General features: G+C 39.3%; 21 protein-coding genes. 5 read left to right on the forward strand and 16 right to left on the reverse strand.

Going from position 1 to position 22,654, the window contains the following annotated elements; translation table 11 throughout:
* Positions 1-20 precede the first annotated feature (20 nt).
* From ACP5L5_RS02760 to ACP5L5_RS02780, 5 genes are all read right to left on the reverse strand, one after another.
* Positions 21-1,610: an ATPase, T2SS/T4P/T4SS family gene (locus ACP5L5_RS02760; RefSeq protein WP_428761445.1), complete on the reverse strand. Its 1,590-nt coding sequence runs from the start codon at positions 1,608-1,610 to the stop codon at positions 21-23.
* 67 nt (positions 1,611-1,677) lie between these two features.
* Positions 1,678-2,670: a mevalonate kinase gene (gene mvk, locus ACP5L5_RS02765; RefSeq protein ID WP_428761447.1), complete on the reverse strand. Its 993-nt coding sequence runs from the start codon at positions 2,668-2,670 to the stop codon at positions 1,678-1,680.
* 88 nt (positions 2,671-2,758) lie between these two features.
* Positions 2,759-3,982 carry an MFS transporter gene (locus ACP5L5_RS02770; protein WP_428761449.1) on the reverse strand — a complete coding sequence of 408 codons (1,224 nt, stop codon included), beginning with the start codon at positions 3,980-3,982 and terminating at the stop codon, positions 2,759-2,761.
* 140 nt (positions 3,983-4,122) lie between these two features.
* On the reverse strand, positions 4,123-4,362 hold the full coding sequence (locus tag ACP5L5_RS02775; RefSeq protein WP_013603996.1) for a hypothetical protein: 240 nt from the start codon (positions 4,360-4,362) through the stop codon (positions 4,123-4,125).
* 139 nt (positions 4,363-4,501) lie between these two features.
* Positions 4,502-6,028, reverse strand: a complete 1,527-nt coding sequence (locus ACP5L5_RS02780) for an ATP-binding protein (RefSeq protein ID WP_428761451.1) — start codon at positions 6,026-6,028, stop codon at positions 4,502-4,504.
* A gap of 100 nt (positions 6,029-6,128) precedes the next feature.
* Between ACP5L5_RS02780 and ACP5L5_RS02785 the strand changes: the two genes are divergently transcribed.
* Positions 6,129-9,482, forward strand: a complete 3,354-nt coding sequence (locus ACP5L5_RS02785; RefSeq protein ID WP_428761453.1) for a hypothetical protein — start codon at positions 6,129-6,131, stop codon at positions 9,480-9,482.
* Here ACP5L5_RS02785 and ACP5L5_RS02790 read toward each other — a convergent pair.
* From ACP5L5_RS02790 to ACP5L5_RS02800, 3 genes are read right to left on the reverse strand one after another with little or no spacing between them, the layout of a single operon-like run.
* Entirely contained in the window at positions 9,468-10,286 is an 819-nt protein-coding gene (locus ACP5L5_RS02790; protein ID WP_428761455.1) for a hypothetical protein, read from the reverse strand. The genes ACP5L5_RS02785 and ACP5L5_RS02790 overlap by 15 nt on opposite strands.
* On the reverse strand, positions 10,246-11,016 hold the full coding sequence (locus ACP5L5_RS02795) for an ABC transporter permease (protein WP_428761457.1): 771 nt from the start codon (positions 11,014-11,016) through the stop codon (positions 10,246-10,248). Before ACP5L5_RS02795 ends, ACP5L5_RS02790 begins: the two co-directional genes overlap by 41 nt.
* Positions 11,003-11,926, reverse strand: a complete 924-nt coding sequence (locus ACP5L5_RS02800) for an ABC transporter ATP-binding protein (protein WP_013603991.1) — start codon at positions 11,924-11,926, stop codon at positions 11,003-11,005. The genes ACP5L5_RS02795 and ACP5L5_RS02800 overlap by 14 nt, the downstream gene beginning before the upstream one ends.
* A gap of 122 nt (positions 11,927-12,048) precedes the next feature.
* On the opposite strand from ACP5L5_RS02800, the gene ACP5L5_RS02805 reads away from it, so the two are divergent.
* Together ACP5L5_RS02805 and aspS are read left to right on the forward strand one after the other, a co-directional pair.
* Positions 12,049-12,561: a transcription elongation factor NusA gene (locus ACP5L5_RS02805; protein WP_048056837.1), complete on the forward strand. Its 513-nt coding sequence runs from the start codon at positions 12,049-12,051 to the stop codon at positions 12,559-12,561.
* 36 nt (positions 12,562-12,597) lie between these two features.
* A complete protein-coding gene (gene aspS / locus ACP5L5_RS02810; protein WP_428761458.1) occupies positions 12,598-13,899 on the forward strand; it encodes an aspartate--tRNA(Asn) ligase in 1,302 nt (433 codons plus the stop codon).
* Here the strand turns inward: aspS and ACP5L5_RS02815 are convergent, their stop codons facing one another.
* The 4 genes from ACP5L5_RS02815 to ACP5L5_RS02830 all read right to left on the reverse strand — a co-directional run bounded on the left by ACP5L5_RS02815 (position 13,900) and on the right by ACP5L5_RS02830 (position 17,731).
* Complete coding sequence (locus ACP5L5_RS02815) at positions 13,900-14,865, reverse strand: hypothetical protein (RefSeq protein ID WP_428761460.1); 966 nt, start codon at positions 14,863-14,865, stop codon at positions 13,900-13,902.
* A gap of 196 nt (positions 14,866-15,061) precedes the next feature.
* Positions 15,062-16,414 carry an MFS transporter gene (locus ACP5L5_RS02820; RefSeq protein WP_428761462.1) on the reverse strand — a complete coding sequence of 451 codons (1,353 nt, stop codon included), beginning with the start codon at positions 16,412-16,414 and terminating at the stop codon, positions 15,062-15,064.
* 167 nt (positions 16,415-16,581) lie between these two features.
* Positions 16,582-17,223: a 50S ribosomal protein L18 gene (locus tag ACP5L5_RS02825; RefSeq protein WP_013603986.1), complete on the reverse strand. Its 642-nt coding sequence runs from the start codon at positions 17,221-17,223 to the stop codon at positions 16,582-16,584.
* 61 nt (positions 17,224-17,284) lie between these two features.
* Positions 17,285-17,731 (reverse strand): 50S ribosomal protein L19e, encoded by a 447-nt coding sequence (locus ACP5L5_RS02830; protein ID WP_428761464.1) that lies wholly within the window; start codon positions 17,729-17,731, stop codon positions 17,285-17,287.
* 29 nt (positions 17,732-17,760) lie between these two features.
* Here ACP5L5_RS02830 and ACP5L5_RS02835 point away from each other — a divergent pair, with 29 nt between their 5' ends.
* Positions 17,761-17,934 carry a hypothetical protein gene (locus tag ACP5L5_RS02835; protein WP_193387203.1) on the forward strand — a complete coding sequence of 58 codons (174 nt, stop codon included), beginning with the start codon at positions 17,761-17,763 and terminating at the stop codon, positions 17,932-17,934.
* 165 nt (positions 17,935-18,099) lie between these two features.
* Here ACP5L5_RS02835 and ACP5L5_RS02840 read toward each other — a convergent pair whose 3' ends face one another.
* The 3 genes from ACP5L5_RS02840 to ACP5L5_RS02850 form a co-directional block, all read right to left on the reverse strand.
* Positions 18,100-19,116: an alcohol dehydrogenase catalytic domain-containing protein gene (locus ACP5L5_RS02840; protein WP_428761466.1), complete on the reverse strand. Its 1,017-nt coding sequence runs from the start codon at positions 19,114-19,116 to the stop codon at positions 18,100-18,102.
* A 47-nt stretch (positions 19,117-19,163) separates the two neighbouring features.
* Positions 19,164-20,006 carry a sulfite exporter TauE/SafE family protein gene (locus ACP5L5_RS02845; protein ID WP_013603983.1) on the reverse strand — a complete coding sequence of 281 codons (843 nt, stop codon included), beginning with the start codon at positions 20,004-20,006 and terminating at the stop codon, positions 19,164-19,166.
* Positions 20,007-20,143: 137 nt separating this feature from the next.
* The gene (locus ACP5L5_RS02850; protein ID WP_013603982.1) at positions 20,144-21,022 is read right to left on the reverse strand and encodes a fumarate hydratase; all 879 of its coding nucleotides are present in this window, start codon (positions 21,020-21,022) and stop codon (positions 20,144-20,146) included.
* A 108-nt stretch (positions 21,023-21,130) separates the two neighbouring features.
* On the opposite strand from ACP5L5_RS02850, the gene ACP5L5_RS02855 reads away from it, so the two are divergent.
* Complete coding sequence (locus tag ACP5L5_RS02855) at positions 21,131-21,754, forward strand: FumA C-terminus/TtdB family hydratase beta subunit (RefSeq protein WP_013603981.1); 624 nt, start codon at positions 21,131-21,133, stop codon at positions 21,752-21,754.
* A gap of 33 nt (positions 21,755-21,787) precedes the next feature.
* Here the strand turns inward: ACP5L5_RS02855 and ACP5L5_RS02860 are convergent, their stop codons facing one another.
* On the reverse strand, positions 21,788-22,555 hold the full coding sequence (locus tag ACP5L5_RS02860; protein WP_428761469.1) for a CBS domain-containing protein: 768 nt from the start codon (positions 22,553-22,555) through the stop codon (positions 21,788-21,790).
* Positions 22,556-22,654: the final 99 nt, after the last annotated feature.

Genomic DNA, 22,654 nt, shown 5'->3' on the forward strand with positions numbered 1-22,654 from the left:
CTTATATATGTTGCGTTTCATTACTGTTCTTTTGGTCTTACCTTAAGTTGAACATTGAACTTTCTCCTAATATTCTCAAGCTTAGGTAGACCCTTAGAAATAACAGCGCCTATGTATGCATCGGGAACTTGGATAATCACTGAACCATCATCGCCCTTAATTATTGATATTTCCTCAGGAGGTACGTACTTCCTCAAAACCCTAACAATTCTACTAATCAATCTCTTATCACCAACTGCCTGGCCTACTCTACGTGACTTAGTAATTGGTGTTACAAAAATCTCCTCACCAAATACATAGATCTCATACTCGACAACATCATTTATGAAGTCCTTAACAATAACCACAGGTCTTGCTAAATCTTCCTCGCTCATACCCTCAGGAACCTTAACGGTGAGTTCAAGGCTATAGACCTTCTGAACCTCACCATCCTTCATAAACAATACCGTGTCTATTATCGATGGAAGCATGCCAAGCTCAGTCCTACCTATGAACCTCTGTATGGCATCAATGGGACTTGTTGCATGTACAACACCAACCATACCGACACCGGCGAGTCTAAGGTCTATGTATAATTGAAAGTCAGCCGTATCCCTCATTTCATCAAATATTGTGAAATCAGGCCTAGATAGTAATAATAAATCATGAACTTCCTCAGATGAGGCATAGGTTTTTGATATTTGCGTTATCTCATTAGGCAGTATCATGTCTCTTGGGGATTCAACTGTCTTAACTACCTTACCAAGGCTCATGTAATACTCAGCTAATGCTTGAGCGAAGGTTGTCTTACCTGCGCCAGGTGGACCGGCTATTAATATTCCCTCGGCTTGTTTGCTCAACCTGTCAAGAACCCTTGGATGAAGTGCGTATTCCTCAAGTTTTCTCTTAATTAATGGTTTTACGGCAGTTATCTCAATGCCGTCAGATACAGGGGGTAGCGCAATGACAATCCTATACTCACCATGTTGTATTATTAATGAATTCTCCCTCCTAATCTCAACCCTAGTATTACTATCGGCCATTAACGATGCTGATATCAACTCCCTAACTACTCTCTCAAGGTACTCCCTACCGAGTGGTTCATTACCAAGAGGCACTAATTGCCAATTTCCCGGCCTACCCTTCTTGGCATAGGGTATTGAACCCTCCTTTAGATGCACAGACATAGTATCATTATCGAAGAACCTCTCTATCTCTAGTCTATCCTTATGCTGACCTATGAACAACGTCTCAATGCCCATTGCTCGCGAGATCTCAAAGTTCATCTCATCACTAGTTACTAAAATTGCACCTAATTCTCTAGCTAATTCTCTAACGATTTCATCAACAGAATGCTGATCCGGCCTTGAAATCGACTTAGGGAATATTGATACATACTCTACCCTTACATCCTCAAGGCCAAGTTTATTTATTGAATCCATTATATAATTCAATTCCCTAATACCTAACCATCCCAATGCACCTCCAGCTCTAGCTTCATTCTCAAACCTTCTAATGACTTCGGTATGTATTAGTAACCTACCCCTAATATTGCCCCTTAATATTGCCTCCTTTAAACTACCATCCAAAAACACTGATGTATCAGGTATGTAAATAGTGCTTACCTGCATTCCACTTATCGCTAAGTAATCGATACTAAGTACCCTTAATAAACACTTTTGCTCTTGAGACGTGTGATTAATCATTACTAATAATCGTGGCGCCATTAGTATCTAAACCAGCCCTTAACACGGAGCCGCCGGTAAGCTCTATAGCCTTCTCAACCTCGATCCTATCAGATAAGGCAATCATGCATCCACCACCACCTGCACCAGTTAATTTAGAGCCAAGGGCTCCTGCATGTCTCGCTGCGTAGACCATATCGTTCAATTGCCTAGTCGATACACCCAGGGCATCTAATAACCCGTGATTAATATTCATTAAAGTGCCCATTAATTCTAGATCACCCATCTCCAGGGCTTCCCTGCCCTTCTTGGTGATTAAGCCTATCGATTTTATTATAGGCTCAATAATGTTTCTCATAATCTCATACTTTCTCCTAACCATAGCAACCAAATCCTTGGTAGTACTAATTCTTGGTACATAACCAATAATTAATGGAACATTAGCCCCAGGTTTTACGGGCTCCATCACCGTATTATTACCCTCGGGTTTTATGTACATGATTCCGCCAAAGGTGGCCATGGTGGTGTCTGTGGGGCTTGCGGAACCCTGGACATCTTTTTCGACTTGCCAAGCCAATCGCGATAATTCACGTTTATCAATATCATAACCTAGTTCTTTAGCGTATGCCAATATTGTTGCAACAGCCACAGCAGCTGATGTGCCTAAACCAGCGCCTACGGGCATTTCTGACCGTATTTCTAAGTCAATACCCACTTTCTTATCTAAGTACTCCATGGCTAATTCAATGGCTCTCTTAACATAACTTAATGCGGAAATAACAGCCCCATAATCTGTCTTAGCAACAACGTCGCCACCCTCACTAATTGTTACTGAAATACCTGCCAATCTTAGATCCCTTGCATTTATGTTTATCTTATTATCATCTCTAGCCCTTGCAGTTACGTATAAGTACTTATTTATAGCCATTGCCAGGGCTGGCTCGCCATAAACAACCGCATGTTCTCCATACAATATTACCTTACCTGGTGCTCTGATGGTAATCATGTAGAATAATGATAATTACTGGGAAAATAATTTTTTCGTTAAATCTATAATTAAATACTAATGATTCATTAAAATCGTAATACAATCACTACCTATTAAGTTTCATCCTATACAGGCTAATCATCATTATCAAACTAAGTGAGAGAATAAGCGGTATTAAGAATATGGACCCTGTACTTACTTTATACAATTCACCTGTTACATAACTACCGATTGTTTGTCCAACCAATTGAAACACTATTAAAATGCTCATTCCGTAACCCCTCCTATCAATACTAATACTGCTACCCAACTTGCTCTGTATTGCTGTCATGGCTAACTGAGTACCGATCTGAAGTAGGAGTAGGTATCCTATGGTTGAGTATGCATTTTCAAGTAATCCTATTGCGCTACCCACCGTATTTATTATAATCCCTGAAATAAGCAACTTATTTCTATACTTATCGACATAAAACATTAAGAAAATGCCTATTATTATGTATGCTGCGTATGAAATCGATACTAAGTAACCCCAATAAACCGTACTTAGTCCTAGTTTATAAACAACGTATATAGATAGTAATGTATTAACGGGCATCACCGCAATTGCTATTATTAAGGCTGAGATATAAGTGATCAACAAGTCACTAGGTAAATTAATAATATTCCTTAAAAGATAATAGGAATGCAGGAACTCCCTAAGGGATGCTTTGCTTAATTTATTGTTTAAGGTTTCTTTAATGGCTAATTGCCTAATTACTGCTACGGTTGTCGATATTATTGATGAGATTAAATACGCAAATCTAATACCAAGCAATCCATATTTATTGATTAGAAAGCCGCCAATTGGTGGTAATACTAACCAGGGTATTTGAGGTAGTATTGATGTGATTAAGATTCCGCTGGCGTACCTATCCCGTGGTAATGAATCTATCAAGATTGCAAGTAGTGCGGGTTGATAAAACGCAGCGGCCATGTTTATGGCATAAAAGACTGCGAGCAGTTGCCAATTGGGTGCAATAACCATTAGGAACGAAGTTATGGTTATTAACCAGGTCCCTATTATTATTGATAATCTGCGGCCCAATGTATCCGTTAAGTACCCACCTGGTATCACAGTGATTAACTGAGCAATTATTGAAATGGAATATGTTAATCCAATATCTATGGCATTAGCACCAAGCATCTTTAAGTAAATTGAAAAATAAGGTATTGTTAATGCATTACCAATTGCATAAAGGAACCAAGTAAGTAATAGAATTCCCACGTTACCTGTTACGTAATACCTAATGTTATTTCTTATATTGCGCAACAATGATCCCTTCTCATTCATGGATATAAACGTGACTTCTTTTAAAGGTTATGAACGCAGGAAATTCAGTTACTTACCCATCATCACAGTTCAAGAGACCGTCGTCTCATCACAAGAAAGCAATGTGTAACAGGCTTTAAAAGACTTGCATTATGATTTTGTTACGGTAGTATGTAATAACGATCCTTAATTAATTCTCTAGCAACTCTCTCATTTACGTATATGGGCATTATTATTGGTAATGCATATGGCGTTGGTATTATCATTAAATGCTCAGTGTTTCGACCATACTGGGCTGCATTAATCTCAATATTTTCCGAGTAACTGCTAGTAATCGTATCTTTCCTTAACTGGATTGGAAATGCTCGTATACTTCTAATTATTGACTTTATGTTCATCATACATTTTTCAATCATTATGAAGAGTTTAAATACTTATGAGGTGGGGAGAGTACACTTGCTATATATCAAGAATAGTGAAAAAATTACTATATATAATATATATTTTACGTAGATTCAAGTACACGTTATTTAATATTTTTCATGGAGTCTTGACTATAGCACCTCTCGAACATACCAACTGGCAAATGCCACAGCCAATACATATCTTAGTATCAATTATTGGCTTCCTACTTAATTGAATTGCAGGGCATTTAATTCGTAAACAATCACCACAGTTATCGCAATACTCATCATCAATCTTAAACATGTATTTACCCATGGAATTAGTTATGATATTTACAATGACTATACCCCGTGAATTAATTATGCTTAAAAGACCTGATAACGAGGCTAAGGGAGTACTTGGGTCATAATTTATGACCTTGTAATTAACGCCTATCTGGGAAAGAACATTAATAGCGTCCTTACATTCATCCTTAATCAACGGAATTATAATGAGGTATTCATTCTTAATGTCGATGATTTCCCGTATAATTTTTTCCTGGTTCATCAATGTGCATGGATTAGCCACAGCTATTAGCCTACCATAGTTATACCCAGACTTTAGAAATGCTAGAACTGCCATTAATGGGTTTATCACGATATCGATTATTTGATCAAAACTTCTTGGTTCAAAGAATGTGGGAAGCATGTCATAGCTCGGTGTTAATCCCTCAATATCAATTAAATGTGCATATGCTGGATCAATTGCAATGATCGGTACCTCACCCTGCCTCCTATATTTTGAAAAGAGCCATTCAATGATCATTAATGGGTCTCCTGGTTCTCGAAAAAAGAATTGCCGGATTATATTATTGATTAAATCATTATACCACTTATCGATATCTTCGCTCATAAGCTTATTAACGCTCAATTCTCTCACTAGGTAATCACCAGGATCAACCACATACTTAGCATTAATTGAATTCTTAGGCAGTGGATTTACGTATAATGACAGTACTATTGAGTAATTACTGACTCTATCAATATGGTCCTTAATGAACGGCCATGCAGAACCCGAAACAAGTACACCATCGCCTTTATTAATGATAGTAATGTTATCACGGGACCTAACCCTAACCTCCTCAGGCATGTCTCTACGGACACCATCCAATAATCGATTAAGACCCCAACGCATAGTCTCACCCCAATTCTTATTGAACGTAGGTTCTCTATGCCTAACACCAATGCCACTAACACTCTCACCTATACTTAACCAAGGCCCTAGTCTCACAACATACGGCAATTCAAAAGCTTCACTATAGTCTCGGCTCTCCTTAATAGCCTTACTTAGGCTCTCTTGATCCCAGGGCTCTAGACATGGCAAGTTCATTAAATTACAGAATGGTCTCACGTCATGAATGTCATAAACGAATACTGTAAGCGAGCCCCTAACCTTAGCAACACCTAGGGAGCCTAGGGAGTTTAGGAAGCCAATATCATCAATTAACACTGCTACATCTCTAAACATGCCTGAGAGAGCCTCGGCTTCATTAATCGTGCTCTCAGGACTTGTTTTAATACTAAATACCTTATTTATTAAGTAAGAGCCTGTTATCAGTACGTCATTGAATGAATTCCTTAATGCATCCGTAATTCTCATGATACTGCCTCTCACATCATGCACTAATTTCGGTGATTATACTGCGATTTAAAAAGTATTATTTTTATTACAAAATTGAAAGTTTTTAATAACTTTAATATAAAGGTAATTATTAAATATGAATGTGAGCCGCAAGAATGGTTTCATGGTTTCATTAAGTGGAAGGTTCTTACTTATTGCGTTAATTGCCTTGATTCTCATGTCAATTAGTGCTAGGGCATTAACGCCTTCCGTGGATAGTACGCACTTCCTAGTTTATGACTTAGCAAATGCAGGTTCATCATATGACCAAGCCCTAGATAACTACCTCGAGCAGGCATACTCACTATATACCAATTTGGGCATGAAAATGGCGCCACCATGTAATGGAAGCCAATACATAGTGTACGTAGTACCTTTTCTCTCAGGGTCAGAGGCAGGCATAACTGAGTGGAAGTACACCTATACAAGTACCGGGCAAATAACTAGCACTTGTATAGAATATATAAATATAAGTGCTGGCTTATCGAGTCAATGGCTTGAGCATACGGCTTATCATGAGCTTGTCCATGTGTCTCAATGGGCATACATACAATACATAACAATACCCCAGAATTACCCGTGGTACATAGAGGCTGATGCTGAGGGCACGGCGAGCTACTACACGAATCAATGCCCGTTGGCCCAGGACTACTTCCAATATAATCAGTATGAGTATGACCCATATGACTACTCAGGGAAGCCAATAATAAACATGTACTATTACTCAGCCTTCATATACTGGCTAATCGTGAACGGTATTGGACAGGCTACGATTGAGCAAAAAGTGTTCAGTAGTAATAGTGTTGTTAATTCATGGCTAGATAATTACTATGTTCAATACTTAACCTCAATAGTTCATGGGCAGGACTTATGCGGTTCAACCTACTACCCAAGCTTCCAAACAATAAGTATGAGTGGCAGTACTTACTCATTTAGCGTTAGTCTCCAAGGTCTCGGTGCCCAGTATTACGAGGTTCAGCTACCTGCCACAGGCACCATAGAAATCACGGTAAGTGGTGGTTCAGTTGTTAGTAACATTGAACTCAATTCCGCATTCTCGATAACAAACACGACACTATACATGGCCGTGGTCAATCCAACAACCAACAGTGAAACCGCCACATTAACGATTGGTTATACCCCAGGCGTAATGGCTAGGATAGTCAATGGCACGTACAACGTAATGAAGCAATCACTAACGCTGGAGTTATACGTCACGTATGGAACGACGCCGATCACAGGCACAATATACGTTAATGGCACATCAGTAAGTGCAAATAATGGTTATGTAAGTATAGCATTTACGGGAATTACCTGGGGCACCTACGCGATTAATGTGACGTATGAAAACTCAACAGCACTTGCCTACGTTACATTAACGCAGCCAACAATGTCGTTAATAACATCATCCACGTTATACTTAACAAGTAATAGTCTTGGTTACCTAGTATTTTCGGTAAACAATCCAAATAATATGACGTTAATCACGAATGTGATGATTACATCACCGCCAAGCCCAACAAACACGTATAAACCAATGATTTACTTTGAACCACCCAATGAAACATTAACGCTAGGCCCAGGTACGTCAACAGTTAGTGTTTACTTCTTCACAAACGCTACGGTATCAAGCAGTCAAGGCGACATTTACCTATATAACAGTCCAAGCACCGCAATAACCCTTGGGTATAGTGTAGTGCCTGTACAGGTAGGTATCACTAACGCTACGTATTACTTAAATGATAACTATACAGTGATTAATACCTACGTTAATAATATAGGGGTATTACAGTCAATGATGAGAGGTCTCGCTGGTTTAGTCTACGTTAATTATAGTACATACACAATAACTGTGATTAAAGTAAATATAACAAGCCCAACGATAAAGTTATTACCAAGGATTACGGTGTTAGCGCCACGCTGGGCCTTAATAAATGCGACAATTGAATTAATGACACCGAAGTCCTGCCCTAATTATCCAGTATTTTATAAGGGTGCACTTTATGTGAATAATACGTATGTAGGCAGCGTACTGGTGCCATGTAATAGCGAGAGCATTACATGGGGTTTATTAAACATGACTTATACAAAGTACTATATCGTACTTTCCATCACGAATACTACAATTAATACAGGGATTAGTATAGTGTATCCATTAATAAACGTGATTAATTACTTATGGAATATAACGGGTACTAATGAATATGTGTTTGCAAATCTAAGTGTATATGGTCCATATAAGTATGTGGTCCTTGGCCATGAGATAAGCAACTCAACATTACAGGTAATGTATACCTTACCTATGAATTATACTGTATTAACCATAAATACTGGTTTCGGTAACATAACAATTTCAAGACCAACACCAACAATAAGTCTTGAATCACCAGCAATAATCATTTATCCGCAAACACTTAATGTAGTCGTAAATGTAACAATGCCACCAACACTTACTTACCGAGGGCTACTAAACACTTACTTAAATGGTTCTTTATACTCATCAATGACGGTTAATTTACCACCAGGCGAATCAACGTTAATAAGTATAATCGTTAAACCCGCAATACCAAGTATATTCACAATAAACGTTAAACTCGGTATATGGTCTTCGAGCAACATCACAGCAGCAAGTGTGGAGATAAATGGATTAAGTGTACAGGTGAAACCTTTAGTGATTATTGGTCGTGCCGAATTAATAAACATAACGATAATTGATGATCCTCCGATAGAATTGCCAGTGAACCTTACGCTTCAAGGTTGTTTGAATGAAACAACCACGGTTATGGCTAATACCTCACTAAGTCTAGGGTTTAATAATGAATGCGCCTTATACATTAATGCATCATCATATACATTAACCAGTGAAGCCATTAGTTACTGGGATTACTTAAACATGTGGCTTGGCAACATTATTGGTTATTACGAGGGAATACCACTAATACTGAATGAAACGGTAACGGCATACGCCACCTTCCTAAATAACTCGAAAGTGCCAGCTACGGTGCTCATTAATGGAACAAGTACATTCACACCAGAATACCTAGGATCAACCACCCTAATACTAAGTATTAATTATCTTGGTGTTACTAATGAGTCCTTACTCAACGTCTTTGTTGTGCCACCAACGTACTTTGAAGCTGAGGAGATACTTAATGAATTGGGGAATCCACCATTCCTAAACTCAACAATAGGTAACGCAATAACAAGCGGTAATTGGGGCTTAATTAACAAGATCGTTAATGAGTATCAAGAATCATCAAGGCAATACGACCCACTGGCTCAATTATCGAGATACCTATTAGTGCAGGCCATAATGAATGGTGATATTAGTAAGATAAGTCTCGTAAGCACCATACTTAAGTATGAATTCATAATTTATGCAGCATTCCTATCAATAATAATACTGATAATAGTGATGGTATACAGAGTAAGTAGGGCTAGGTCACGTAAGACCTAACTTACCCTCCTCCCTTAAACGCCTATCGAATATCCTTACGAGTATCGCCGTTATGATGAATAGAGATGTCACTGTGATTATTGAGTAAATTATCTGGTAAATAATTGGTATGGGTAACTCCAAGTATCCCAGGGCTGACTCACGCATTAGTATGAATGGGTAAGCTATTGGTGAATATTCGTTTATCATCGTTACGTACCTACTCGTCTCACTCGGTATTAATCCACCCAATGCGGGCATTAGGAATTGCATTATGTCTGTAATAACCCAATTAGACCTAAGCTTAATCACGAGCATTGCATATATGGTTGATATAAAGAGTAATTGTAAAGATGCAAGCACTATGGATATAATGAGGAGTATGGGATCCCTAATACTAATTATTAAACCAAATATTATGTAGAAGCTAACCACGAGTGCAACAAGATCAAGCAATGTATATATGGAGTATGCAATACCCCAACCAATTACGTGAATTAGTATGTTGTTTACAGTGGACATGACGTTTTCAAGGATCCCTTCATAACCTTCCTCAATTATTCCATTACCAAACCCCCATAACCAACTTGAGTATAAGGCGAAGGCATATGCCGCCCATAAAAATAATTGAAGAATCTGCATGCCTAAGGTAAGCACTCCAAACCCCCTGAGGGTTAGTATGAAGAATGCGAGCCATAATGGTGCCGTTACAATATTTATCATTATCGATGATGGCTTAGAGAACAACAGACGTAAGCCTCTCCATACCTCAACACCTAGTTCCCTAAATACCCCTGCTCCTAAAGCTTCTTTCAAGCTTGGCATACGAAGTCACACCGAGTAATAGGTAAATTATTGTCGCAATTATTAAATATACAATAAAGGTGATACTTTCATGACTAGCACTCTCCAGGTACATAGAGTAGAAAGTAATATACATAGGTAATACGTAGATAAGTTCCTTGATCCACCATGGCAATACATATATTGGATACGTAGTTCCAGAGAGTATTGTTAATATTGGTGTTAAGATGTTCATTACTGTATCGGCGTCATTCAATTTCATAACAAGCCCCGCTATTAATAAGCCAAGCCCGTAAAGAGGCAATAACCCAATGAATAATAAGAGCAGCGCCAATGCTAATTTTATGGTTCCGACCAATCCATACTCTGCATAGAACAATGGCAAGGAAGCTATTGTGAAGGCACCTATGTTCATTATTATCATTACCATAGACGTACCAAATAACACTATGTACATACTTGTTGGCGTTGCAAGCAAAAACTCAAGCCGTCCACCCCTCTTTTCCTCCCATAGAAATCGAGCCCCTGTTTGCATCATTATCATTGATAGCATTAGTACCTCGAACCCAATAAATTGCCTAAGGAAAACACCACTGGTTATCTTCACGAAAAACGAGGCTATGAAGGCCATACCACCAGCAACAAAGTATGGAAGTATTATTAGCAACGCTAAGCCACCCGGCTCCCTACTTATTATCTTCAGCTCATTTATCATTACTGCATAGAGTATACTTAGTCTACTTACCTTCATTCTCAACCACCCTGACAAAAGCTTCCTCTAACGATGGTTCATTAATCCTTACCTTACCTATTCTTAAGCCCCTTGATTCAGCCTCATTTATTATTTTACGAAGTGTATCAATAGGATTCGTAGTTTCTTCACGTATGATTTCTACACGTCCATTAATCTGAGTCTCGATCTCAATTGTGTATTTTAATCCAAGCATATCCTTGATATCCCTTGGTGATCCTTCAATAATCATTTTCCCATTATTTATTATACCAACTCTATCGCAAATCTCCTCCACCTCCCAAAGGTTATGGCTTGTGAAGAGTATCGCCTTGCCCTCGTTTCTTAGTTTCCTTACTAATTCCCTTACCTCCCTCGCAGAGATTGGGTCTAAACCAATGGTTGGCTCATCGAGAAATAACACAGGCGGATCATGAATTAACGCCCTAGCTATGGCCAATCTAGCCCTCATACCAAGTGAGTACTCCTCATAGGGCCTATTCATTGCGTTCTCAAGGCCAACGAGTCTCATTAACTCCCTAGCCCTTGTCTCGACCATGGATTTACTTAACCCATAGAGCTTACCAAAGTAGACGAGGTTTTCATACCCACTAAGTCTTGAGTAAAAGCCCTTGTCTGGGTAAAGAATCAAGCCTATAATGCTCCTAACAATGTTTGCTTCCTTAACTACATCATGCCCATTAATCATGGCATAACCATCATCAGGAATTAATAGGGTGGCCAGTATCTTGACTGTTGTTGTCTTACCCGCTCCATTTGGCCCCAGTAACCCATATACCTCACCCCACTTAACATTGAAGGACACGCCCTTCAGCGCTTCAACTATGATTTTTCTCCTTCTTATGAAGCCAATACGCTCATAACTAACGAATTTCTTCCTGAGATTTAAGGCTATTATTGCATCATTCACACAATCCTTAATGCAGCAATCCCAGATAATAAGGTTTTGTCGCGTTCTCCTTTGGAAGATTAACTATTCATATTATCTTAAGGCATAAGGTTTATTAAGCCAGGTATTTTTATGAGTGTCGAATGAAAATACCGTTTTGTACATTCTGCGTTAAGACTAGGGTGTTCTGCCAGAAGTGCCAATCTTTGCTTGATAGTGGGGAATATTCTATGCTTGATGTTGATGTCAGCGATGCATTGCTAAACATAGCCACCGGCAAGATGGATGAGATTTTGAAGAATGTTGAGTATGTTAAGTCCTATGAAGTTGGTGATTTGGTAATTGTAGTACTTAAGGGTGTAAAGACGCTTCCTCGGTCTATAGTGCAGCAGATTGAACATGATATTGAGAGGACATTGAATAAGAGAGTTAAGGTTGTTGAGAAGGGTGTTAATGTGAATGAATTAGCTACGCAATTGGCATCGCCCGCCCGAATACTCACTGTATCAACGTCCTGGCTGCCTGATGGCACCACAGAAACTGTTGTCAGGATAACTAAGAACGAGCTTAGGAGATTGCCATTTAGACCGAGTGAGTTGGCTAAGGTTCTTAGTCAGATTAGTGGTACAAATATAAGGGTTGAGATTACTAAGTGATCATAATTTTTAAATCCCCAAATCTGTAAGTGGATCGTGGGTCCTTTAAGAAAAACTCACTGGACTAAAGACTTAACGCCTGAACTGGATGGTAAGGAGGTCATACTGACTGGTTGGGTTTGGGACATTAGAGATCTCGGTAATATAAAATTCATATTAATTAGGGATAGGGAGGGCTTTATTCAATTAACAATAAAGAGGGGTGTTGCTCCAGATAGTGTTTGGTCAATGATACCATCATTAAATAGGGAGGATGCTATAGCGGTTAAGGGCGTTGTTAGAGCGAGTAAGATAGTTAAGGCTGGTATTGAGGTTTTTCCAAGTGAAATACAGGTTATTGCTAAGTCGAAAGCCTTGCCCATAGATATATGGGGTTCCGTGGAGACTGATCTAGATACTCGATTAAAGTTCAGGTCAATAGATCTTAAGAGGCCATTTAATTTGTTAATATTTAGGGTAGAAAGTGAAACTGTTCGTGCCATTCGAGAGACGCTGTATGGCCGTGATTTCATAGAGGTGTTTACGCCGAAAATAATCGTAACAAGCACTGAGGGAGGCGCTGAATTATTCACTGTACAGTATTTTGAGAGGATTGCCTATTTAGCCCAGAGTCCGCAGCTTTATAAGGAGGAATTGACAGCGAGCCTTGAGAGGATATTTGAGATAGCACCTGCATATAGGGCTGAAAAGCATAATACTAATTATCATCTTAATGAGTTCGTATCCGTAGACATTGAGGAGGCCTTTGCCGATTATATGGATGTTATGGAGATTCTCGAGGATGTAATTGTTAATGTTTATGATAGAGTCAGTAGGTTATATGGTAATGAGCTAGCTAAATATGGAATAGAGGTTAAGGTCCCAAAGAGACCATTTAGGAAGATTACATACGATGAAGCGTTGGATATACTAAGTAAGAGAGGTTTAAGGATTAATTGGGGTGATGATGTGCCGAAAAATGGCATGGAGATCCTAAGCGAAGAGATCGTAGAACCATTCTTTATAATACACTTCCCAACGGACTTAAGGGCTTTCTATACAAAGCCTCTTGACTCGGATCCCAAGATAAGTGAATCATTTGATCTAGTAATAGATGGTTTGGAAATAGCATCGGGAAGCAGTAGAATTCACATTAAGGAGCAATTAATGGATGCATTAAAGAAGAAAGGTCTTAATCCGGAGAATTTCGAGAATCACTTAATGATTTACGACTATGGCATGCCACCACATGCAGGATGGGGTATGGGGCTTTATAGATTATTAATGGTGTTATTAAAGAGGAGTAATATTCGAGAAGTCGTACTCTACCCAAGGGATAGATATAGGCTCGAGCCGTAGCTATATCACCTTTTTCTTTTGAGGTATTTTCGTTATTATACATGAACCAACAAACCCTAAACTATCCTTGAATCTCCCACTCCATAGTGAAACTTCCTTAATTGGTTGATGGCTAGGCGTATAGTCGCTTATTAGTATTGATCTTCCTTTCATTTCAAATTCTCTTAACTCAATATTTAATGATAGTATTGATATTATTAATAATGTCCAAGCCACTGGATTAGCCGGTAGTTGTTGCATTGGTATTGAGGTTATTAATGAACTTATAGTTTCAACTGAGGATGTTAATGATACTTCAACAGGTCCTACGTGCCTAATCGCCACCGCATATAGTGTATAGGGTATTACATTACCGATTAGGGCAAGTAACAACGGATAATAGAAGTAATTCAATTCAAAAATAAGTGATAACATAATGAACTTTCGCATTGTTAAGTATGCTATTACTAACGTACCCAATGATTGTCCAAATACGAAATTTATTATATCAATATTATTAATCTTAGCCAAAACTATTGTGTAAATAAGATTCATAACCATGAGTAGTAATGCTATGTATATAGGATCACCATAGCCCTGAAATAATAAGTATAATGCACTAAGCAGTGTGATTGCAGATATTACATGCCTAATGTTGATTTCCTCGTTATTTATGTAATTAATGATTATCAACGGTATTATATAACTTGAGCTTACAAGAGCCGTTAAGCCACCAACATTATTCGATAACTCCACATATAAATACGTAATTATGTAATTTATTGGTGACAATAATAAGCCCTTAATTATTGACTCAGTGTCATAATTATAATACAATAATGCCGTTAATAATAAAATGGAGAATAGATAGCTCGTTGCTATTAATTCATCAGCACCAAAGAATCTAAGGGCTACGTAAGTAATTGGATATGATATTCCCCATAAGGCCGAGGCAAGTATCGCCAGTACTAGGTAGCGCTTGGTCATAGAAATCACCAAGGAGTTGAGTTATTGATGAGAGCAAAACTTTCACCGCACTTAGTAATTAAAAACCTTTCTAAATTAATTTCTCAGAAAGTGCGTTAATGTTTTAGTATATTTTTCACAACTAATACATTTATTAATTTAATTATTTTCACGAATCATATAAATGATCATAATTCAATTCATAAATAATAGTTCCTTAGTTACTCTTATCTGCGGCTTTATCAAGGACATTTATTGGTAATCCTCTAGTTTCAGTTCCGTGTATAAACCACGCCAGCGCAGCGGAGAAGCCTATGACGTAAAGTATTAAGTTAGATAGTAAATATGTGAAGGCGTTGGTTGAGGCAAGTAGGTAATAGATGAGTAATACGTATATCGTCCATGCAATGAGCCTAACCATACCAACCCAAGTTGCTCTGTTCTTTGTTGGGTATAGTTCGGGCTCAAGAAGTGTTCTAACGGCCCATCCAAATTCACTAAATACCATGTTCAGAAATAATAGTGTATAGAATATGGTTAATGACGAGCCTAGATGGCTATTGGTCATTAGGCCATATATTATGAATATAGGGATCATAGTTAGTAATCCGCCTAAGTATGAGAATAATGTGAATGTTTTCCTGCTTAACCTATCAACAATAAACCCAATTAGACCTGCCATGGATGCACCTAGATTAGCCCATAGTAATACTTGAGTTGCTAGGGTTTCATCGCCTGAGAAGGGTAATGACGGCAAGTACACTATGTAATATGCCATTAATCCATACGTGACCAATTGGGACACGCCAAGGAGTGAAAGCACTAAGGTCCTAAACCATAATGATGGAAACTTAATGAGTTGACCAGGACTTTCCGTAAGGGCATAGGATAATCCATACTCCTTAGCTATTCGTTCAGCTTCATGAACCTTACCCTTAGTAACTAACCACCTCACAGATTCAGGGGTTAATAACCTAGTTATTATCGCCACAATTAAAACAACAATAGCCGCGCTGATCATGGTCCAGGTAGCTGATAATTGCGTACCCCTCATCAAGGCCAATAATAAAATTGCCGATGCTATCGTTGCACCAATATTGTCGAAATTCGTTATTAAGACGAGCATGGCACCCCTATAATTAGGCGGTATTAACTCAGTGGTAGCAGCCAGCGCAGGAGGTTCTTCACCACCAACGCCAATCTCTGCCAGTATGTATGATATTATGAATAATATGAATGCCTTTGATACAGATATAATATTCATTAAAAGTATTGATGAACCCATACCAATTAATCCAATGGTATATAGTGCCATAGTATATACATATATACCTCTCCTACCAACGATATCCGCTAATCTGCCCATGAAAACATTACCAATCATTAGGAATATAGGGCCGAGCGCTGCCGATAGAGGTACCAGAAATCTGGGTATGTGGTTGGAGAAATAGTAAAGGGTCATTACACCGCTTGCAGTCACGAATCCCCATATCAAGAATGTTAAGGAATAACTCATAAACATTACATAATGAGTCCCTGATAATCCAGGGCCTCTTGATGATTTATTCATATCAATCACTTTGTTATTATTAATCAATAACAAATTTATATTTAAAGATTACTCGAGATTCTTAACTGCATGCACAATCTGCGAATAAATAATTTACGGAGAGATTTTCCTAGAGAATGGTATTTTCGTAGTTATCATTAATTATGATCATTATCTTAATCCTTATATTATTCCTCAGCGGTCTCTTGTGGTAATTCTATATTCAATTTCTTAAACCAATTAACATAATAGTTCTTAATTTTATCCCTAATCTCCTCAAAATGCTTCGGCAGTTCTGTTGGTTCTAAACTCTTCGCAAGATATTGCGAGAAATGGACTTTGTATAATGTCTCATTCTCGTTCTTAAGCTTCTCGGCATATTCAGCAATGTGTTTACCCTCTATTCTATCATCATCAGGAAGTACATCCTCACCATGTGGTATTTCAAGCCCAGCATCAAGTGCCCCCTTAAGTACAGCAAAGATACGAGCACCATTGGTGGGCCTATGAAGTCCTATATCAAGTATTGCCTTCTTAACACCCTTCAGTAGCGCCTTATAACCGATTATTAAGCCCACAAGGTAAGCACTCGCTGTGTTCTTTGTACCACCTTTCCAACCGAAATTAAGTAATTCCTTAGATGTGGCGCTTACAATAACTTCATCACCCATAACCTTAGGCACAATAACCTGGGCAATTATGTACCTATTGGTCCTCCTAACAACAAGCCTAGGCAAACCACTCTTAATCATCTCCCTACGCCTGTAGTAATTAGTCTTACCAATCCTCCTACGCCTAAACTTAACCTTATAACGACCGGTCCTTGCCATGCTCGTAAAGCCAAAAGATAATTACTTAATAAGTATTTCTAGGATAGAGGTATGAGCATTTTTACTGCTGCTTGATGATGTTATTGCTAACTAAATAAGCCCTGAGCGACGCCACACTATCAAACCTACCACCCTTAACCTGCAGGTAAAGCTCTCTCCAAGTCCTTACATCAATTAATCCCCTCCTCTTAAGCGAATTCAAATACCTCCTCAAAGCTCTAATTCTTCCAATCCAAGCCTCCTTAGGATCAAGCCTCGCGTACTTACTACCCCTCCTCCTACCAACATTTCTCCTCCTACCCTTCCTCCTCTTCTCATGCAACTCACGCCACCTACCCCTACTAACGCCCCTGGCATACTCAGCATATATCAACCCCTCCTTAATCAAAGCCCTAATATCAGCCTTCGTAGTAACCTCACCAAGCCTATCAATAGCCTCAGGGCTAATCCTAACCCGTGACTCACCAACACCAAGCACCTCGGCAGCCAATTTCTTAACGTCAACCATCAGTGGCTTGCTGCAAACGCGGTTTTTAAGTGTTTACTTATAAGGAAACTAATGGTAAATCAATCCTAACAAACTTCAGCATGGTCGAGAGACTATACGCTAACTTCTACCACAACTTCATGAGTAGGGAGGAGTTAGAAGTACATAGGTGGTCAGCCCTGGAACTAGTTAAAAGATTAAGAACCATAATCAAAGAATTATAGCATGGCGCTTAAAGAACTTAGTAAGCCTAGGTGTAGTACTTATAATTTAAGATGGAGTATGCCAATAAAATTTATATTGATTAACGCGATCATTAACAAAGAAGAAATACTATTATTCTCGTTAGATTTTTTACTTTATTATAAAACAACATTACCTAAAGCCTACTATGGCGTGAGTAACACCTTACCCACTCTATCCTCTGACCTGAACATGGCATCAAATGCCTCCTTAACCCTGTCAAGGCTCATTTTTGAGTAGATTGGTGCCTTGATCCTACGTTTACTGAGTAAGTCAAGTAGCTTAATGAGCTCAGCCCTGGTGCCGCCTGTTGAGCCTATTACGGCAATCTCCCTTGAGTAAAGTGACGGTAAGCTAAGCGTGGCATCTCCGCCAGTCAGTGCGCCTGCGGTTACCCACCTACCATAGCGCGCAACTAATTGGAAGCTTAGGTTCCAGGTTGCTTGACCAACGGCATCAACTACCAAGTCAGCGCCAAGCCCATTGCTTAACTCATTCACCAGTACTTGAGCCTCCTCTGGCGTCACTACGTAATCAGCGCCTAGCCCCATTAATGCGTCCCTGACCTTGCTTGCCTTACGGCTTACCGCGACTACGGTGGCGCCGGCTAGTTTTGTGAATTGAACGGCATAACTACCCACGTTACCCGTAGCTCCAAAAACAACGCCCAACTCTCCCGACTTTACGCCAGCCCTGTCAAAGACCATGTGCCAGGCGGTTAATGCGCCAACGGGTAGTGTCGCCGCCTCCTCGAGACTGACGCTCTTTGGTATTCTTATCACGTTAGTTGCAGGCACAACCACGTACTCCGCAAACCCGCCATTAGTCACAACGCCTATTAAACCACCATTCACGCATAATTCTTCATGCCCGATTAAGCAATACCTGCAACTGCCATCAAATAGCCTGTTGTAAATCACGATCTCATCACCAACACTGACGCCCCTAACGTTGGAACCAACCTCCTCAATCACACCGGCAAACTCCGCACCTGGTATGTGTGGCATTGGTTTACCGCCCCTATTGATCGTGAAGTAATCCACTGGATTAACACCTGCATATTTAACACGTACTAGCACCTCGTTCGGTCCAGGCCTTGGCGCCTCAACATCCATTATACGCACATTTTCCATGCCTGGTCTATCAAAGACTACAGCACGCATTATGTCACTCGTAATCAGCCTTAATTTAAAGTAGTATGCGGCGGTTTTCAAATTCTTGACACATACAACATGGAGCAGAGGCTCATGATTATCGTGACCGCAGCCACTATGAGCTTGATAAAGCGCTCCGAAAGCCTTCTCTGGGTAATTGTACCTAGGTAAATACCAATCATTCCTCCAAGACCTATGGATAACCCATTAATAATATCGGGCGGGTAACCAAGGTATGTATATGATAGTATTCCGATAAGGGATACGACTAGTGTTACCACCAATGTTGGTCCCGAGATTATGTAGGTCGGTAATCCCATGGGACCTATTAATATTGGTGATAGTATTGACGCACCACCTATACCATAGGCACCGCTTACGATGCCTACCAATACCGTAATAATCACCAGTAATGCAGTGTTGACCCTATAGGCATTGCCCTTATTCGTTATAATGACCAGCGATGATCCATCACGACTACACCGTATTACTGATTCATAAGTATGGATCTGCCTTACAAACAAGGAGTTTAAGATAAGCTCCGCGGCTAATGAAAATAATACGAAACCCATGAAACAGGAAAATGCATAACCATCGGTTAAGTAATGTTCTCTTAACCATGTCCCTACCACGGTCCCTGCTGACGCTCCCATGATTAGGATTAACGCAAATGGCATTGCGATTCTTCTTTCACGAATATACGCATGAATGCTTAATGGTATTGAGATTAGATTATACAATAAGTTTGTACTACTTATTACTGGGTTTACGGTATTAAGGATATATGATTGTATTGGCAGTAATAAGTAGGCGCCGGATATTCCTCCCTGGGATGTTATAAATGATATAATCAATGCTGCGATAAATAACTCAATAAGCCTAAATAAGCCATAACTCATAAAAGCTCAAAGCGATTATTAATGAGTTTAATCTTAAAGTTTATTCCACTTTGTAAATTTCATGGATTTAATTAGGAAAAACCATGAGGTTAAGAAATATTATTTAACGAGACGTCATGCTATAATTGGATTCCTTGTTATAGTGGTTTAATTTCATACTTACCATCAGGGTAAACGATTGCTCTAGCCCTCCTGGTTGCCCAGCAGGAGAAAACTATGCCTATCGCGAAGGTTGCTGGGTGTCTATAGGCGTACTCAATATGGACATCGAGTGCCGTTACTTTACCGCCAGTTCCATGAGCACCAATGCCCAACTTATTAATGGCATTTAGTAATGCATCCTCAATCTTAGCAATATCAGGATTATTATTCCTAGAACCAACTGGTCTTAGCACCGCCGCCTTCTTGGCGAGTTTAGCCGCAACATCGAGATTAGGGCCTATACCAATACCAACAATGACTGGTGGACATGGCATCGGTCCTGCATCTATTACGGCGTTAAGCACGAGCTCGGGTAATCTTTCCCAGGCATTACCTGGCGGCACTACGAAAGCCTTACTGGGTAACTCGGTACCACCACCCTTTGGCGTATAGATTAATTCCAGGTAATTCCCATTAAATAACTCGACATCAAAGACAGGTATTCCAATCCCGGAATTATCTCCTGGATTCTTTTCCGTTAATGGATCCACAGAATTAGACCTTAGTGGTAATTCCTTGGTAACCTCCCTCACGGCTTCTGTAAGGATAGAGAATAATTTACTCCTGATTGGGAACTCATCACCCAACTTTATGAAGAATGTTGGAACACCAGTATCCTGGCACACGGCGGCTGTGTACTTCTGCGCCAATTCAATATTAGTTAATATAGCGTTTAACTGAACCTTACTTGGTTCGTGTACCTCAATCTTAACAGCGTTCCTCAATGCATTAATCACATCCTCAGCTGGGGATACGCTAGCCATTCTCACTATTGCCTTCGCTGCCTCCTTTACTACGTCCTCAAGGCTCGGCATAGGTGAACATCGCTTTACTTGTATTAAAACTTTAAACCTATGTTTGCTTATGGAAATTATTTAGAGGAATACTTAATTACACCCGACTTGGGAACTTAATTGATACGTATGGGGACTTACTACCTTAAAACGCCCATACTGGATGACGACATTACTAAATTAAGGGTTGGTGATACAATATATGTAAGTGGGGTCATAATTAGTGCCAGGGATGCGGCGCATGTGAGAATGGTTGAATTACTACATAAGGGTGAAAAACTACCTGTAGACCTTAAGGGTGGTGTTATTTATCATGCAGGTCCCGTGGCGCTTAAGCAAGGCAATACTTGGAGAATTGTAAGTATGGGTCCAACAACGAGTGCCAGGATGGATGATTTCGAACCAGAGGTCATTGAGAAATTAGGTGTTAAGTTGGTCATTGGTAAGGGTGGCATGGGTCCAAAGACTACAGAGGCTATGAAGAGGTATAAGGCGGCATATGCGATATTCACAGGAGGTGCGGGAGTTCTTGCGGCTCAGGCTATAAGGAGGGTAATTGATGTTCATTGGCTTGATTTAGGTGTTGCAGAGGCCATGTGGGTTCTTGAGGTTGAGAATTTTGGGCCATTATCAGTAATAATTGATTCATATGGCAATAATTATTACGAGGACTTAAGAAAGAACGTTAGAGAGAAGGTCCCAGGCTTAAGTGAGGAGGTTAGGGACGTAATTAAGAATGCAATTAAGATCTGATGGCTCTTTCTTAAATGTTTAGTTTCCTTAATTTTATTTTATCATGTTTTTAACAATATCGTGCTCCGTAATAAGGCCCATTAATTTACCCATCTCGACAATTGGTAATGAACTAATGTTATTTCTTCTCATAAGCTTAATAGCATCTATTAGTGATGCGCCACTATCGATCGTTACTGGATTGTGGCTCATTAATTTGGAGATTGTTATATTAAAATCAACCTGGCCCCTGAGTTTATAATACTTAATCACGTGCTTAAGTATGTCCTTAACGGAGATCACTCCAAGTAATTTATCCTGTTCAGTAATTAATAAGTGCCGAATACCATGGCTTATCATGGTCTCCATCGCCGTCCTTAATGTAACCTCCTCATTAATGCATATAGGGCTTTTATTTGCCACTTCATGGACTCTATACTTGATAAATAATTGCTCGGGCATTTTAGAAACCACATCACGCTCGGTAATAATGCCGGTTAAATCATTATCCCTGAGTATTAATGCTGCATCAACATTATTATTAAGCATTTTCTTAATCACCATTACTGCATCATCATCAGGAGATGCAATAATGAATTTATCACTACCATGCTTAGCTACGGGTTCCTTTAGGGCATTAACACCATTATTAATAATACCATTAATAGCCCCTAATGCAGTTATTATGGACTTTAATGAACCACCTTCTAGGATAGGTACATGCCTAAATCCATGGTCAATCATTAATTGTACCGCAGTTATTAATTCCTCATGGGAATTAATTGCAACTACATTACCTGTCATTAACTCACGTGCAATCATTACATAATACTATGTTTACTTACAGATAAGTATTTCTGATCGTTAAATTCCGTAAGGATGATTAAACCCACAAGATTTATTTGAGGTAATTACCAAACA

The organism is Vulcanisaeta sp. (assembly GCF_049966235.1).
GTDB classification, from domain to species: Archaea; Thermoproteota; Thermoprotei; order Thermoproteales; family Thermocladiaceae; genus Vulcanisaeta; species Vulcanisaeta moutnovskia.